Raw genomic sequence first — 15,914 nt, 5'->3', positions numbered from 1 at the left:
GATGTTAATTAAAAGAGTCATTGATTTCTTTGGAAGTTTAGTTGGATTGGTTATATTATTGCCATTATTTATAATAATATCACTTTTAATTAAGATTGATTCTAAAGGACCAGTATTTTTTAAACAAGATAGATTAGGAAAAGATGGTGAGGTATTTGAAATATATAAATTTAGAACTATGGTTGAAAATGCAGAAAATATAGGAGATGGTCTCTTTACTAGTAAAGGTGACCCTCGAATAACTAAAGTAGGGAAACTTTTAAGAAAGATAAGTTTAGATGAATTACCACAACTTATTAATGTATTGAAAGGAGATATGAGTCTGATCGGTCCAAGGCCTCCAGTTCCTTATTACCCTTATAAATATGATGAATATAGTGATGAACAAAAATCACGTTTTGATGTAAAGCCTGGAATAACAGGATATGCTCAAATAAATGGAAGAAATAATTTGAGTTGGGATGAAAGAATTGAATATGATATTGAATATGTAAAGAATTTTAGTTTATTGTTAGATTTAAAAATTATTTTTTCAACCTTAGCTATAGTCTTAAAACGAGATGGGATTTATGGTGAAAATAAAAAGAAGGTGAAGAAGTAGTGGAAACTGTCATTATAGGGGCAGGAGGGCATGGAAAAGTAGTATTAGATATTTTGAAAACTAATAATAAATTTAAGATTAAGGGCTTCTTAGATGATAATCCTAAAATACATGGTAAAGAGATAAATGGACATCAAGTTTTAGGGAGTTTGGATTATTTAAAAGACAAGGAGTATTCAGCTATTATAGCTGTTGGTAATAATATAATTCGTAATAAAATAGGAAAATTTTTAGCTGAAAATAATATTAAGCTCATTAATGCTATACATAAATCAGCTATTATAAATTCATATGTTGAAGTAGGTGTAGGTAATGTTATAGCAGCTGGAGTAATTATAAATTCTAATACTGAAATTGGCAATAATACTATAATTAATACTGGAGCTACAATTGATCATGATAATATTATTAAAGATAATGTGCACATTTCTCCTGGAGTAAATTTAGGAGGGAATGTTACTATAAATGAGAATTCTCATATAGGAATAGGGGCAACTATTTTACCTGAGATTACTATTGGTAGAAATGTTATTGTAGGAGCAGGAGCAGTTGTAACTGAGGATGTTCCCGATAATGTTACAGTAGTAGGAATTCCAGCTGAAATTATAAAAGAAAATAGGGAGGAATAACAAATGACAATCGGCTTATCAGGACCAGATATAGGATCAAGGGAAAAAGAATTAGTCAATGAAGTCTTAGAATCAGGCTGGCTTAGCTTGGGACCAAAGCTAGAGGAATTTGAGGAGAAGTTTGCTGACTATATAGGAACAGATTATGCTATAGGAGTTAATAGTGGTACTAGCGGTCTGCACTTATTAATTAGGGCTTTAGGGATTGGCGAAGGAGATGAAGTAATTACCACTCCATTCAGCTTCATTTCTTCCAGTAACTGCATATTATTCGAAGATGCTGAGCCTATCTTTGTCGATATCGATCCCGAGACATTATGTATCGACCCAGATAAGATAGAAGCAGCGATAAATGATAAAACTAAGGCTATCTTACCTGTTGATGTCTTTGGACAACCTGCTAATATGACAGAGATAATGGCGATAGCAGATAAGCATGACTTAAAGGTAATCGAGGATTCCTGTGAAGCAATAGGAGCAGAACATAAGGGCCAGAAGGTAGGAACTTTTGCTGATGCCAGCGTCTTTGCTTTCTATCCCAATAAGCAGATGACTACCGGTGAGGGTGGAGTGATCGTTACTGATGATGAAGAGATAGCTGATTTATGTAGAAGTATGCGTAATCAGGGTCGAGGAACCGACAGCTCCTGGCTGAATCATGTCCGGCTAGGCTATAACTATCGGCTCGATGAGATGAGCTGTGCCGTAGGAATTGCTCAGCTAGAACGAATTGAAGAGATCTTGGCCAAGCGGGCTGAAGTAGCCGAAGAGTATAACCGTCTATTGGCTGATGTTGACGAGGTTACGACATTATCGATAGTTGAAGAGACTACTAAGATGAGCTGGTTCGTCTATGTTATTCAGCTAGCCGAGGGGATTGATCGGAGTAGTGTCATGGATCATCTGCGCAGTAATGATATTCAGTGTAAGCCGTACTTTACACCGATTCATCTGCAGCCATTCTATGTTGATGAGTTCGGCTATGAGAGAGGCGACTTCCCGATCACAGAACAGGTAACAGATTCAACAATTGCTCTGCCGTTTTATAATAACTTGACCAAACAGGAGATCCAGCAGGTAGTAGAGATACTTAAAGAGGGTATCGAAAAAGATAAAAAATAATTAGACACAGACCAACCCAGACAGGACACAGACTAAAAATAAAGATTAATTTAGACTATAAATAATAAGTTGGATAATTTCAGTCAAAAAAGCTTAGGTAATGCATATATATTACTGAAGTTACATAATTTGTAGGCAGTATAAATTGATTATGAAAATACACAGACAACAGATTTTAATTTAAGAGTCTTGTGTCCAGTCTATTGCAAGTTTCGTGTCAAATAAACTTATTTGGAGGTGATAACTTTGATTGACTTATTGCTAAAACTATATAAAAAGCCTAGATTAATAATCATCGACCTATTATTGATTAACCTAGCCTTAATCCTCGGTTTTGTCTTGAGATTCGACAGTAACTGGTTAAGCCACTTTAGCTATTCTTATTCAGTCATTGTATCAATTATTGGATTAATCATTCTATACTTTTCTGGCTTATATAAGAAGATGTGGCACTATGCCAGTATTAATGAATTAAAGTCTATCATTAGAATAGTTGCTTTAATTAATCTATCCTTTACTCTTTATATATTTTTAGCCCAGATCAGCTTTTCACGCAGCGTTATCATTATTAGCGGAGTATTGAATATTCTATTCTTAGGCGGTTTAAGATTTCTTCTTCGGTTAATTAAAGACTATCTCGAATATGAAAGATGTGATGGTGCTGATACCAAGGTCTTAATTGTAGGTGCCGGCGATGCAGCAGAGATTCTAATTCGTGAAATGTACAAGCATCCGGAGCTGGAAAAGGAGATTGTAGGCTTAGTTGATGATGATCCGGAGAAGTTAGGACTGGAGATTCACGGTAAGAAGGTATTGGGGGACCGCTATGATATTCCTGATATCATAGAAGAATATGATGTTTGTGAAGTAATTATAGCCATTCCCTCTACGGCTGGTGAGGCTATTGAGAAGATCTATGATTTAAGCAATCAGGATGGAGTCGAGATCAAGATAGTGCCCGGTTTAAATGAGATTATCAATGACGGCTTTAATCTGAATCAGATTCGGGAAGTTGGAGTTGAGGACTTACTCAGAAGAGAACAGGTAGATCTGAATACAGATCAGATCTGTTCCTACCTCAAGGATAAAACAGTCCTGGTTACCGGTGGCGGAGGTTCGATCGGTTCGGAGCTATGTCGCCAGATAGCTCACTTTAGTCCTGAAAGGCTGATTATTTTCGATATCTCCGAGAATAATACATACTTTATTGATTTGGAATTAAAGGAAAAGTTCAATAACTTAGAGATTATTCCAGTAATCGGCAGTATTCAGGATAAACATAAATTAGAGCAGACCTTTGAACGGTATCAGCCCGATGTAGTCTTCCATGCGGCGGCTCACAAACATGTTCCGCTAATGGAGCATAATCCTGAAGAGGCAGTGAAGAATAATATCTTCGGTACTAAAAGATTAGCAGAAACAGCAGATGAATGTAATGTTGAACGATTCGTCTTAATTTCTACCGATAAAGCAGTCAATCCTACTAATGTGATGGGCTCGACTAAACGGACTGCGGAAATGATAATCCAGGGTCTTAATAAAGAGAGTAAGACTAAATTTATGGCCGTTAGATTCGGTAATGTGCTGGGGAGTAAAGGAAGTGTCATTCCTCTCTTCAAGCGGCAGATTGCCCAGGGCGGCCCAGTGACAGTTACTCATAAGGAAGTAGAGAGATACTTCATGACGATTCCCGAAGCAGCCCAATTAGTCATTCAGGCCGGCTCTCTCGGCACAGGAGGCGAAGTATTTGTCCTCGATATGGGTGAGCCTGTAAAGATTATAGATCTAGCTAAAGACTTAATTAAACTATCCGGTTTAGAAGTAGGGGAGGATATAGAGATAGAAATCATAGGCCTACGCCCCGGAGAAAAGCTATCCGAAGAGCTGCTATATGATGATGAAAATACCATCTCTACTGATCATGACCGGATCTTCATTACTAATTTAAATGGAGTTAGTCAGGAAAGCCTGAATAGTAAATTGGACAGGTTGAAAAAAGTAGTCAAGCTAAGTGATTCATCAGCAATTATCAAGTCTTTAGTTGAACTAATCGGTACATACAAGCCTAATAGAGATAACATAAAAGAAATAAGTTAATTAACTATTTAGTGTTTAGGAATTACACTTTTTGCAGGTTGTAGATAAATTATTAATAGTCAATATTTCTCCGGAACGGCTAATTGTAATATCTTATTGCAAATAGTCAATATGTGTCTAGAGCGACTCTTAAGTTAGCCCGAAGCCATGAGGCTGTAGCAAAGCTGATTTTAGCTTCTTACTTTTAAATTAGAGCACTAATAATTTCATCTTGCTCATAAATCACTCCCATAGCCAGTATTGGTCTGTATGCTGGCTATGGCGAGAGGGCTAACTTTGAGAGGGAGTGAGACAGGACGTCGAACGAACGGCAAGCGTAGGAGATTTGTTGACTATATCCTGCAACATCATAAACGAACAACAAGCACCGGAACTATATTGGCTATACCAAGCACCGGAACTATATTGAAATTTTAAAAATTTTACCTTGACAAACTTAAAAAAGTCATATATAGTTAAAATCGGGCGAAAATTGTATACTTAACTAATAATTAGAAATTAGTGAGAGGATCGAAATTAACCTAAGCATCAGATTATGCTTTTCGAGCAGGAGAGCAGTTGATTATTCTTCTTCCATAGTCTGAATAAACTCAATTAAAGCTTGAATAGCTTTAGGGGGTAGACTTTCAGCCTGCTGGACTAATTTTGCTAAATCATCTCTGTTAGGAACTTCATTATCCTGAGCGCAATAATTAGTCTGATTTTCTTTAACCATTTTCCCTTGTTTCTGCTGGCTATGATAAAACTGGTCCTTTTTTGTCCGGCCTAAAAGATAATCTACGGAAACTTCGAAATAATCGGCTAATCGGGATAACATTTCAAAATCAGGCTTTCTTTTTCCCTGTTCATAAAAGCCTATTGCTGATGGAGTTAAATTCAGATCTTCTGCTATATCTTTCTGGCGTAGATTATGTTCCAGTCTTAATTTTTTTAGTCTTTTGTTAAATTTCATAGTTATCCCTCCATTGTTATTTTTTCATTACTAATAATATCATAGAGTATTTCAGAAATGATCTCAAACAACAAATTGTCTATAATATTAGTTACTACTTGCAATAATACTAACATTCTGTTATTATTATATATAACAGTTGTCATTTATCACTAAAAATGAGATTTAAAGGAGAGATTATCATGATTGACTTTATAGAAGCGGATTATCAGGCTGGACGTCTGAAGAATATCAAGTCCGGACAGCTGTCATACTCTATTTTAAAGAAGTTATTTGCTTCAATTATTCCTCAGATTGATCTTGATAAGGTAGGATTAGTCGAGCGGATTAATCTTCAGGACAAGCAGTATAATACTATCAGGTATATTATCAAGGGCCATCAGGGAGAGGTGCTGACTGTTAAAAATTATTTTCCGTCAAATGCTACAGGCCATAAGGCATTGGCATAATCCGATGACAAAAACATTGAAAATAAAGGAAAATCAATCCTCTTTGCAGAATAATTAATTTAGTAATAGAATTTGAAATTATGTATATCAGGGAGGAAGATAGTCTATGCAAGTCAAAAAAGCAGTTATACCTGCGGCCGGATTAGGTACTAGATTCCTGCCGGCAACTAAAGCACAGCCGAAAGAAATGCTGCCGATTGTTGATAAGCCGACAATCCAGTACATAGTCGAAGAAGCAGTTCAAGCCGGAATTGAGGATGTAATCATCATTACCGGCCGCCATAAACGAGCCATTGAGGACCACTTTGATAAATCCTTTGAGTTGGAAGTAAACTTGGCTGAACAGGGTAAGCTAGAACGCTTAGAGATGGTTAAAGATATCTCTAATTTAGTTGATGTCCATTATGTCCGCCAGAAAGAACCGTTAGGATTGGGACATGCTATTTTATGTGCCGAAACCTTTATCGGGGATGAGCCCTTTGCGGTTCTATTAGGCGATGATATAGTAAAGTCTGATACGCCGGTTACCAAGCAGTTGATCGATACCTTCGAAGAGAAGCAGTCTACGATTATCGGCGTCCAGAAGGTTGAGGATGAAGCAGTCAATAAGTACGGTATTGTTGATTATTCCAACGGTAATAACGGAGACTATAAGGTACAGGACTTAATTGAGAAGCCTTCTTTAGAGGAGGCCCCGTCCAATATTGCTATTTTAGGCCGGTATGTGATCACTCCGGCTATCTTTGATATCCTACGAGGGACCGAGCCGGGCAAAGGCGGCGAGATTCAGCTGACTGATGCCTTAAAGACTCTGCTGGATCAGGAGGATGTCTATGCCCATATCTTCAATGGGCGCCGCTATGACATCGGTAATAAGTTAGGCTTTCTAGAGGCAGTAGTTGAGTTTGCCTTTGCGCGGGATGATATCAGAGCTCCTTTCAAAGATTACTTACTGGAGTATCTACCTGAGGAATTGAAAGAAGAAGTCTTTAATCGAGCAGCAGCTAAATAGATTCTTATGGGAGCCAGTAATTTGGCTCCCATGATTATGTAATAAATTTCTATTGGTTTAACTTTAACTCTAGACTCAAGTATAGTAAAATTATAACGGGTGGACAGGAAGTGAGGTGTAATAGATGAAGTATGTTAGGTTTAAGGCTGACTCTGAAGTAAAGTATGGAATTTTAAATGGAGAGCAGATTCAGGTGCTGGACAGGGACAGGCATTATCCCTTATCTGAAGTAGACTTATTGGCACCCTGTCAGCCGAATAAAATCGTCTGTGTTGGTCTGAATTATTTGGACCATGCCCGGGAGTTGGATATGGAGCTGCCGGAGGAACCGGTTATCTTCATCAAGCCGGCTACGGCAGTAATCGGTCCGGAGGATGTCATTAAGTATCCAGCCGTGAGCAGTCAGGTGGATTATGAGGCTGAGATAGCAGCAGTGATTAAACGGGAGGCTAAGGATATAACGGCCCAAGAAGCCGAAGACTATACGCTGGGCTATACCTGTTTCAATGACATTACTGCTCGTGACCTGCAGGACAAGGATGGCCAGTGGACTCGGGCTAAGTCCTTCGATACCTTTGCTCCATTGGGACCGGTAATTTCTACTGAGGTAGATCCTAATGATTTACAGATCCAATTATTCCAGAATGGCTCACTTAAACAGGAGTCAACTACCGGTCAGATGATCTTTAAGATGGAAGAGCTCATCAGCTTTATTTCTCAGATTATGACCTTGAAGCCGGGAGATGTAGTGGCTACCGGGACTCCTCCAGGGGTAGGTTCGGTCCAGAAAGGTGACCAGCTGGAGGTTAGAATTGAAGGTATCGGTGGCTTAATAAACCATGTTGGATAAAATTAATCCTAATGCTATCTTTTGGAATAAACACTTCTATACCAAGCTGCATATAATGGAAGTGTAAGTTTAATAATTGGGAATTAATATTTAAAGATAGGAGTGAAAGAATGGGAGCCTTATTTGGAACTGATGGTGTTAGAGGACTGGCTAATCAGGAATTAACTGTTGATTTAGTCTGTAGGTTAGGCAAGGCTGCGGGCTATCGCTTGACCCAGGAGGTTGAATATCCTACAGTTTTAATTGGTAGGGATACCAGAATTTCAGGGGATATGCTGGAAGCTGCGTTGGTTGCTGGACTTAATTCTATTGGGGTTGATGTTCTACAGGCCGGCATCATTCCTACGCCGGTAGTAGCCTATTTAACTAAAGAGTTAGAGGTTGACGGAGGAATTATGATTTCAGCCTCCCATAATCCAGTAGCTGATAATGGAATTAAGTTCTTTAGAGCTAATGGATTAAAGCTTAATGATGAGCTGGAGAATGAGATTGAAGAGCTCTTCTTTGCTGATCCGGCTGAGATACCGCAGCCGACAGGAGTAGATGTAGGTATGGTAGAGGAGCTGATTGAACCGCTAGTACCGTATAAGAAGCATCTTGATAAAGTAATCGATGCTGACTTTACCGGGCTGAAGGTAGTTGTTGATGCTGCCAATGGAGCAGCCTTTGAATTGGCTCCGGAGATTCTGCGGGAGTTTGGAGCTGAAGTGATTGCTCTGAATGATCTTCCGGATGGTACTAATATCAACCGCAACTGTGGTTCTACTCATCCCGAAGAGCTGCAGGCTGCTGTAGAAGAAAATGAAGCCGATATCGGAATTGGTCTTGACGGCGATGGCGATAGAATAATTGCCGTAGCTGAAACAGGGGAGTTAGTAGATGGTGATGGAATTATGGCTATCTGCGGCCGGCATTTAATTGAGCAGGATCAACTGCCGGATAAAACAGTAGTAACTACCAAGTATAGCAATTTAGGACTGCAGGATTCCTTAGCTGAATTAGGCGGCAAAGTAGAAATTACTAAAAACGGCGACCGCTATGTACTGGCTGAAATGCTAGAACACGGCTATAAGTTAGGCGGCGAAAAGTCCGGCCATATAATCTTTTTAGATTATAATACTACCGGTGATGGAGTCTTGACAGCTCTGCAGCTGCTTACAGTAATGGAGGAAACAGGTCAGCCGTTATCTGAACTGGCTGGAGTAATGGAGCCTTATCCACAGCTGTTGGTTAATGTAGAAGTAGAGGATAAGGAATCATGGCAGGATAATGAAGAGATTCAGACAGCTATTGAAGAAGCAGAAGAAACGTTAGGCAGTAACGGACGTGTCTTTGTGCGGGCTTCAGGAACAGAGCCTGTGATTAGAATTATGGTTGAAGGGAAAGATACAGAAGAATTAGAAGAGTTAGCTAATCAGATCAAGACAACAGTCAAAGAAGAGCTGGATTAAACAATTAATCGGTTTAACTAATAATAATTATAGCGCCCGGACTTGGCTTGAGGCCGAGTTGACGAGGAAGAGGTTCATCGAGCAGAATCGGCGGATGCCTCTAGGCGGAGTTAGCTGCCTAAATTAACTTCTTAAAACCTATAGGTAACTATAGGGTTAAAAAGAAGTTAAACTAACAATTCAATTCTGGAGGTTGACTAATTATGTGTGGAATCGTCGGTTATATTGGAGATAAAGATGCCAGTTCCATCTTGATGGCTGGCTTAAATAAATTGGAGTACCGCGGTTATGATTCAGCAGGGATTGCCCTTTATCAGCAGGACCAGATTGAGGTCTGCAAACGGGTAGGAAAGCTGGATAATTTAGAAGAATTGGTTGCTGACAAGGATCCGCAGGGGCAGGTAGGTATCGGCCATACCCGCTGGGCAACACACGGCAAGCCTTCGACGCCTAATGCCCATCCCCATACCGGATGTGAAGGTGAATTTGTGATAGTTCATAATGGAATTATTGAGAATTATCTTTCGCTGAAAGAAGAATTATTACAGCAGGGCCATGATTTTAGCTCTGAGACGGATACGGAAGTATTGGTCCATCTGCTAGAAGAGCATTATACGGGAGATCTAGCAGAAACAGTCCGCCGGGTAGCTGCTAAACTGGAAGGTTCTTATGCCTTTGTGGCTCTGACTGTCAATGAACCGGATAGATTAATTGCAGTCCGCCAGGACAGTCCTTTGATTGTAGGGCTGAATGATGGAGAGTACTTTGTTGCTTCGGATATTCCGGCTATTTTAGAGCATACTGATGAAGTATATATTCTGGATGATGGAGAGATGGCAGTGGTGACCAAAGCAGGAGTTAATCTTTCTACTATCGAAGGAGAGCCGGTCGATAAAGATATCTTTACTGTTGATTGGAATCCAGGCATGGCAGAAAAGGCCGGTTATGATCACTTTATGTTAAAAGAGATTCATGAACAGCCTGAAGCTCTGCGGCGGGCCATCAGCGGCCGGTTAAGTATTGATAACCAGGAAGTGATTCTAGATGAGCTTAAGCTCTCATCAGAAGAGCTGGCAGGTTATGAAAGAATCTATATTGTAGCCTGCGGTACGGCTTATCACTCCGGTCTGGTAGCCAAATATTTAATTGAAGATCTGGTTAAGATTCCGGTGGAAGTCGATATTGCTTCGGAATTCAGGTATAGAGATCCGTTAGTTAGTCAGGATACGTTAGTGATTGTGGTTAGCCAATCCGGTGAGACAGCTGATACTTTAGCTGCTGTTCGGGAAGCCCAGGATAAGGGGGCTAGAGTATTGGCGATCAGCAATGTAGTAGGCAGTACAATTCCAAGAGAAGCCGATGATGTAATCTATATTCATGCCGGTCCTGAGATTGCTGTGGCTTCGACGAAGGCCTATATTAATATGTTAATGGTCTTTTATCTATTGGCAATCCGTTTAGCCCAGATTAAAGAGAGTATTTCTCAGGAGAAGGCTGTTGAATTAATTGCCGATCTGAAGAATATCCCCAATCAGGCAGCCCAGATTATTAAGGATAGTGAAGAGCTATTTAAAGAGTTTGCTGGTGATTATGCCGAACATGAAAATGCCTTCTTTATCGGCCGGGGGCTGGATTATGCTGTAGCTTTAGAAGGGGCTTTGAAGTTAAAAGAGATTTCTTATCTCCATGCGGCGTCTTATCCAGCTGGAGAATTAAAACATGGTACCTTAGCTCTAATTGAAGAAGATGTACCGGTAGTAGCTTTAGCTACTCAGAAATCAGTCTTAGATAAGACATTAAGCAATATTCAGGAGGTTCAAGCCCGGGGAGCCTCAGTTACTGGAGTAGTCTTAAATAAGAAAGAAGAAGTAGTTGATGCCTTAGATCATGTGATTGAGATTCCAGAAACCGAAGAACTGCTGACCTCAATCTTAACTGTAATACCGCTGCAGCTCTTGGCTTATTATGTAGCAGTAGAGAAAGGCTGTGATGTAGACCAGCCGCGTAATTTAGCTAAGAGTGTAACAGTCGAATAAATTTCTTCTGCTTAAGCCTTTGGTCTGAACACAGACTAAAGGCTTTTTTTAGTGTGTTCCGTAAATTACATTATCAATAGGTGAAAGTCCTATCTGTGCTATCAACATGGTAGATAAGGTTGAGATATTGTGGCACTCACAGACGAAAAGGGTGAGCAAACGGAGAAAACAAACGTCAATCTAAGTCTAAACTGGAATGGTGTATGAAGTCAACAGTGATAGGGTGTCTATCGAGAGATAGAATCTGAAGAATTTGAGACGTGCTGTCAGTCCGAAACAAAAGTGAACCAGAGGTGGCATTTAACTGTGGTGATCCGCCTAAATAACGGAGAAATTCATAGCTGGTTTGAATTCTATGTGTTCATGCTAGACAGTTAGGTGTGTTTAGGGTTGGAATGACAGTAAAGTGATGTAATTGACCGGAAGAGAACCTAGCGTGCTCTCTATCAAAACTGATAGAGATAAGTGGAGGTATAACCTAAAGAGGGAAAACCGAAATGATGCTTGGCTAGGAGTCAGATGGTATCATAGTAGTGAAGATAGTTGGCCCGTTGAACTTAGAGCAATCTAGGTGAGGATAAAACCAACTGGAGCGAAGGGTACCTACATTGTCGAAATTGGAAGTGAAATAAGAGTGGTAACCTGTCTTAGTAGTTTAGACATTGATCAGTTCAATGAGTCTGATGGATAGCGTGGAAAGGAATAGATAACTGAAAACGAAGTAAATCAGAAATACTACAACCTGAGTAGTGGTATACTGGAGGGGGCGATTGGTGAGAGCCTAAAGACGCGGTCGGTAATACCATGAAGGATAGGGGTAGGTTACTGGATTATGGAGCTAAAGATTGGTAAGTTGTGAAGAAAGGATAGGTGAGTTAGTGACCAGACGCACCTACTATACACTTAAAGATAAGATTGTAACAAAAGTAAATCTACATTTAGCAGCACAGACCGTAATAGCAAATGGAGGAAGTGCCGGAGTAGATGGAGTAACCATAGAGGAATTCTGTGATAATTATCAACAGAATATGAGAGAATTATATAGACAGTTACAGGAAGATAGATATGAATCATCACCGGTACTTAGAGTAATGATTCCAAAAGGTGATGGCAGAGAACGTCCATTAGGCATCCCCACTGTGAAGGATAGAATAGCACAAGCGGCAGTGAAAAGGAAAATAGAGCCTATATTTGAAAAGATATTCTGTGACTGTTCCTATGGATTTCGTCCAGGAAGGTCCCAGATGGATGCAATAAATAAAGTAGAAGAGTATAAAGAAGAGGGGTATAAATGGGTTCTAGATGCCGATATCAAAGGATACTTTGATAATATAAACCAAGATCTATTAATGGAATTTATTACTGAGAGAATAAATGATGGCTGGGTATTGAGAATGATAAAGTCATGGTTAACTGCAGGAGTCATGACCGAAGAAGGATATATTCCATCAAAGCAGGGAACACCTCAGGGAGGAGTAATTTCTCCTCTTCTAGCCAACATTTATCTCCATCAACTGGATAAGATAATGACAAAACGAGGATATAAAATAGTTAGATTTGCTGATGACTTTGTAATACTTACAAAGTCTAAGAAGAAAGCAATAAAGCACCAAAATAAAAGAATCCCTAATGCCGTATTAAGGCAGAAGGGACTTAAATCACTACTTACCACATTGTCTTAACAAGAGTAAAATCCACACTCGTGGAAACACGAAGTCGAAGACTTACTCCTTGGAAAGGGGCAACGACAACGGAAAGCTGTATACGGGAGAACCGTACGTGCAGTTTGGTGAGAGGTCCCAGCTGTGAGGCTGGTCCTACTCTATATAATCTGCCATAATTGATATGTTGTGTCACTTTCTATTTGCAGCTAATATGGTCTCTTTCATGATATTGCAGATTATAGTCAACAAATCTCTTACGCTTGCCGTTCGTTCGACGTCCTGTCTCACTCACTCTCAAAAAAGAACTTTCCGCCATAGCCAGCATACAAACCAATGGCTGGCTATGGGAGTAACCTTTAGAGCTAAATATGGTAGTATTGAGCAAATCTAAAGGACTAAGAACAAAAAGAAATTATTCTACAACCTCCATGGCTCCAAGTTCTTTTTAAGAGTCGCTCCAGAGAAATGTTGACTATTTGTAATAGATATATCGCGCTATGGTTATCACCAATGAAAGTTGTTGTAAGCACATATTGACTATTTGCAGTATTACAGAATAGAAATTTCATTGATCTGGTTTTAAACGCTTCCTCAGATAATTTTGCACAATTTAGTTGATATCTTGCAACAAGCGACTTTAAAGCAGCCCCACAAGAGAGAATAATCATCATATAAGCTATAATTTTAAATGTAGCTATAAAATTAATTTATTGCTAATTGATTGGGCTGATTTTCGGAGCGTTTGCAAGATATCAACTTTAAACTGCAACAACATATTAAGTAGCAAAATTAAATTTATAGAAGATTAGCCGCCGATCAAAGAAATAGTTGCTAAATTTATCTCATTCTGTTATAATAGTAATAGTAATTATTACTTATAGGGTGAACTTATAATACATAAGAAGAAGGGAGCTAAAAGAATGCGATTGAATCTACGAAAGAAATTATTAGGCGGCTTTGGAATAGTTTTAATCTTAATGATTATTTTAGGAGGAGTTCTGTTTTATAGTTTGAATTTAATTGAAGATGAAAATCGAGTCTTAGAACAGAATATGGAGCAGCATTCATTCTTTCAAGAGAAGGAATTAGATCATGTAGTCTGGGTTAATCAGTTATCGAATACTTTGTTGACCGAAGAGAAGTTTGAAGGTGAATTAAATCCTACCGAGTGTTCTTTTGGAAACTGGTATTATTCGCTGTTGGAATCAGAAAGGTATGACAGGCTTCCGGCTGAAGTTAAAGAAATTATTCAAAACTTAGAAGCTCCTCATAAGAAGCTCCATCAATCAGCCAAAGAAATAAAGAGTATTTTTGCAGAGTACGGCTATGATTCCGAAGAAGGCCGCAGGCTTGCTCTAGAAGTATATCAAACTGAAACTCTAAAGCAGCTTGATAAGATCGAGCATTACTTTGAACAGTATCAAAGCTATTTAACTAAGCAGCAGAATCAGGCCCGTTCTACTGTTGAAAGACATACTCTGTTTGCTAATCGAACCGGGATCATCTTGCTTATTGTAACAGTAATAATTGGAGTAATTGTTGCTTTAGCTATAAATAAGAGGATCACCTATCCGATTATAAAAGCTGAAGAATTTGCAGAAAAGATTGCCGCAGGAGACTTAGATATTGATTCACTAGAAGTAGAGAATGATGATGAGATTGGGGTTTTAGCTAACTCTCTTAATCAGATGCAGGCTAATCTACAGGAGCTCGTTGCTGATTTAATTGATACCATTGAAGAGTTAACCGCCTATAGTGAAGAGTTAACTGCTTCTGCTCAGGAGGGAAATGCTACTATAGAGACTACTAATGAATTAATTGAGAATATATCGGCCAGTATTCAACAGATATCCGCTGGAGCTGAAGAAGTAGCCAGCTTTGCTAATGAAGCAGATACCAAGACTGAGTCTGGTAGTGAAAATATTCAAGATGCTTTAGAGAGTATGGCTGATATAAGAAATTCAGTTGAAGGGACAGTAGATATAATCGAAGAGTTGGATGCTTATTCTAAGGAGATTGGTCAGATTATAAATTTAATTACTGATATCTCGGAACAGACTAATCTATTAGCCTTAAATGCTGCTATTGAAGCAGCAAGGGCTGGCGAAGCCGGGCAGGGATTTTCAGTGGTAGCTGAAGAAATTAGACAGCTGGCAGAGGAGACTAATGAGGCAACAGAGAGGATTGCAGAATTAATTAATAAGACACAGCAGAAGGCTGATGTGGGCTTAGAAGCAGTCCAGGAAGTTGAAACTAAAGTAGCCAAGGGACAGGAGATTATAGATAAGACCGGAGATGTATTTGGAGAAATAAAGGATAACAGCAAAGCAACTGCCCTTCAGATCGAGGATACAGCAGATGCTGCTCAACAATTAGCTGAAAGCAGTGATGAAGTCAATCAAGCCGCACAGGATATTGGGAATATGTCTGATGAGATTGCAGCTTCGTCCCAGGAATTAGCCAATATGTCTCAGGATTTAGAAAGATTAGTGAATAAATTTAATGTATAAAGCCCTTTCCTCTGCCTGAACTTTCACTTTGGGCAGAGGAATTTTAATTGTTGAAAGAGGAATCAATCGTTACTTTCAAGAATTAATAAATATAACAGTAATGTTTAAATAAGTTTAAAGATGTAAAGGCTAAAGTTGAAACTCAGTTTAAAGGAGTTGAGGAATGGTTACCGGAATAGGTGTCGATATAATTGAAGTGGCTAGAATCAAAGACGGCTGGGAGAAGTATCAGGACCGTTTTTTGGACCGGCTCTTTACCTCTGAGGAAGTTGATTACTGTCTACAGCGGAGCAGTCCGGAGGTCCATTTAGCAGCCCGGTTTGCTGCTAAGGAAGCAGTGGTTAAAGCTTTCGGTACCGGCCTGAGAGGTATGAAGTGGACTGAGATTGAAGTCGTGAATGATCAGTCAGGTAGGCCTGAAATTAAATTACATAATCAGGCAGAGCTGTTGGCTAAAGAGTTAGAGATTAGAGAGGTGTTAATCAGCCTGTCCCATACTAAACAGCAGGCTATTGCTTATGCGACGGCTTTAGCTTGAATA

Annotated in this window: 13 protein-coding genes; 12 read left to right on the top strand and 1 reads right to left on the bottom strand. The window is 39.3% G+C overall.

What is annotated here, in order from left to right; all coding sequences use genetic code 11:
• Nucleotide 1: 1 nt before the first annotated feature.
• From acear_RS10735 to acear_RS10720, 4 genes are all read left to right on the top strand, one after another.
• The gene (locus acear_RS10735; protein ID WP_013279047.1) at nt 2-601 is read left to right on the top strand and encodes a sugar transferase; all 600 of its coding nucleotides are present in this window, start codon (nt 2-4) and stop codon (nt 599-601) included.
• On the top strand, nt 601-1,230 hold the full coding sequence (locus acear_RS10730; protein WP_013279046.1) for an acetyltransferase: 630 nt from the start codon (nt 601-603) through the stop codon (nt 1,228-1,230). Before acear_RS10735 ends, acear_RS10730 begins: the two co-directional genes overlap by 1 nt.
• A 3-nt stretch (nt 1,231-1,233) precedes the next feature.
• A complete protein-coding gene (locus acear_RS10725; RefSeq protein ID WP_013279045.1) occupies nt 1,234-2,352 on the top strand; it encodes a DegT/DnrJ/EryC1/StrS family aminotransferase in 1,119 nt (372 codons plus the stop codon).
• Between the two features lie 246 nt (nt 2,353-2,598).
• On the top strand, nt 2,599-4,449 hold the full coding sequence (locus acear_RS10720; RefSeq protein WP_013279044.1) for a polysaccharide biosynthesis protein: 1,851 nt from the start codon (nt 2,599-2,601) through the stop codon (nt 4,447-4,449).
• 562 nt (nt 4,450-5,011) lie between these two features.
• Here the strand turns inward: acear_RS10720 and acear_RS10715 are convergent.
• On the bottom strand, nt 5,012-5,401 hold the full coding sequence (locus acear_RS10715) for a helix-turn-helix domain-containing protein (protein ID WP_013279043.1): 390 nt from the start codon (nt 5,399-5,401) through the stop codon (nt 5,012-5,014).
• Between the two features lie 182 nt (nt 5,402-5,583).
• On the opposite strand from acear_RS10715, the gene acear_RS10710 reads away from it, so the two are divergent.
• From acear_RS10710 to acpS, 8 genes are all read left to right on the top strand, one after another.
• Nucleotides 5,584-5,850, top strand: a complete 267-nt coding sequence (locus acear_RS10710) for a hypothetical protein (protein ID WP_013279042.1) — start codon at nt 5,584-5,586, stop codon at nt 5,848-5,850.
• A 106-nt stretch (nt 5,851-5,956) separates the two neighbouring features.
• Nucleotides 5,957-6,862, top strand: a complete 906-nt coding sequence (galU, locus tag acear_RS10705) for a UTP--glucose-1-phosphate uridylyltransferase GalU (RefSeq protein WP_013279041.1) — start codon at nt 5,957-5,959, stop codon at nt 6,860-6,862.
• 124 nt (nt 6,863-6,986) lie between these two features.
• The gene (locus acear_RS10700) at nt 6,987-7,712 is read left to right on the top strand and encodes a fumarylacetoacetate hydrolase family protein (RefSeq protein ID WP_013279040.1); all 726 of its coding nucleotides are present in this window, start codon (nt 6,987-6,989) and stop codon (nt 7,710-7,712) included.
• Between the two features lie 110 nt (nt 7,713-7,822).
• Entirely contained in the window at nt 7,823-9,163 is a 1,341-nt protein-coding gene (glmM, locus tag acear_RS10695; RefSeq protein ID WP_013279039.1) for a phosphoglucosamine mutase, read from the top strand.
• A 203-nt stretch (nt 9,164-9,366) separates the two neighbouring features.
• Entirely contained in the window at nt 9,367-11,199 is a 1,833-nt protein-coding gene (gene glmS / locus acear_RS10690) for a glutamine--fructose-6-phosphate transaminase (isomerizing) (RefSeq protein ID WP_013279038.1), read from the top strand.
• Between the two features lie 878 nt (nt 11,200-12,077).
• Complete coding sequence (gene ltrA, locus acear_RS10685; RefSeq protein WP_425358459.1) at nt 12,078-12,881, top strand: group II intron reverse transcriptase/maturase; 804 nt, start codon at nt 12,078-12,080, stop codon at nt 12,879-12,881.
• Nucleotides 12,882-13,783: 902 nt separating this feature from the next.
• Entirely contained in the window at nt 13,784-15,373 is a 1,590-nt protein-coding gene (locus tag acear_RS10680; protein ID WP_013279036.1) for a methyl-accepting chemotaxis protein, read from the top strand.
• A 163-nt stretch (nt 15,374-15,536) separates the two neighbouring features.
• Nucleotides 15,537-15,911, top strand: a complete 375-nt coding sequence (acpS, locus tag acear_RS10675) for a holo-ACP synthase (protein WP_013279035.1) — start codon at nt 15,537-15,539, stop codon at nt 15,909-15,911.
• Nucleotides 15,912-15,914: the final 3 nt, after the last annotated feature.

Source organism: Acetohalobium arabaticum DSM 5501, assembly GCF_000144695.1.
Lineage (GTDB): Bacteria > Bacillota > Halanaerobiia > Halobacteroidales > Acetohalobiaceae > Acetohalobium > Acetohalobium arabaticum.
Note: the sequence above shows the minus strand (reverse complement) of the source record. Positions and strands in the feature narration are given on the sequence as shown.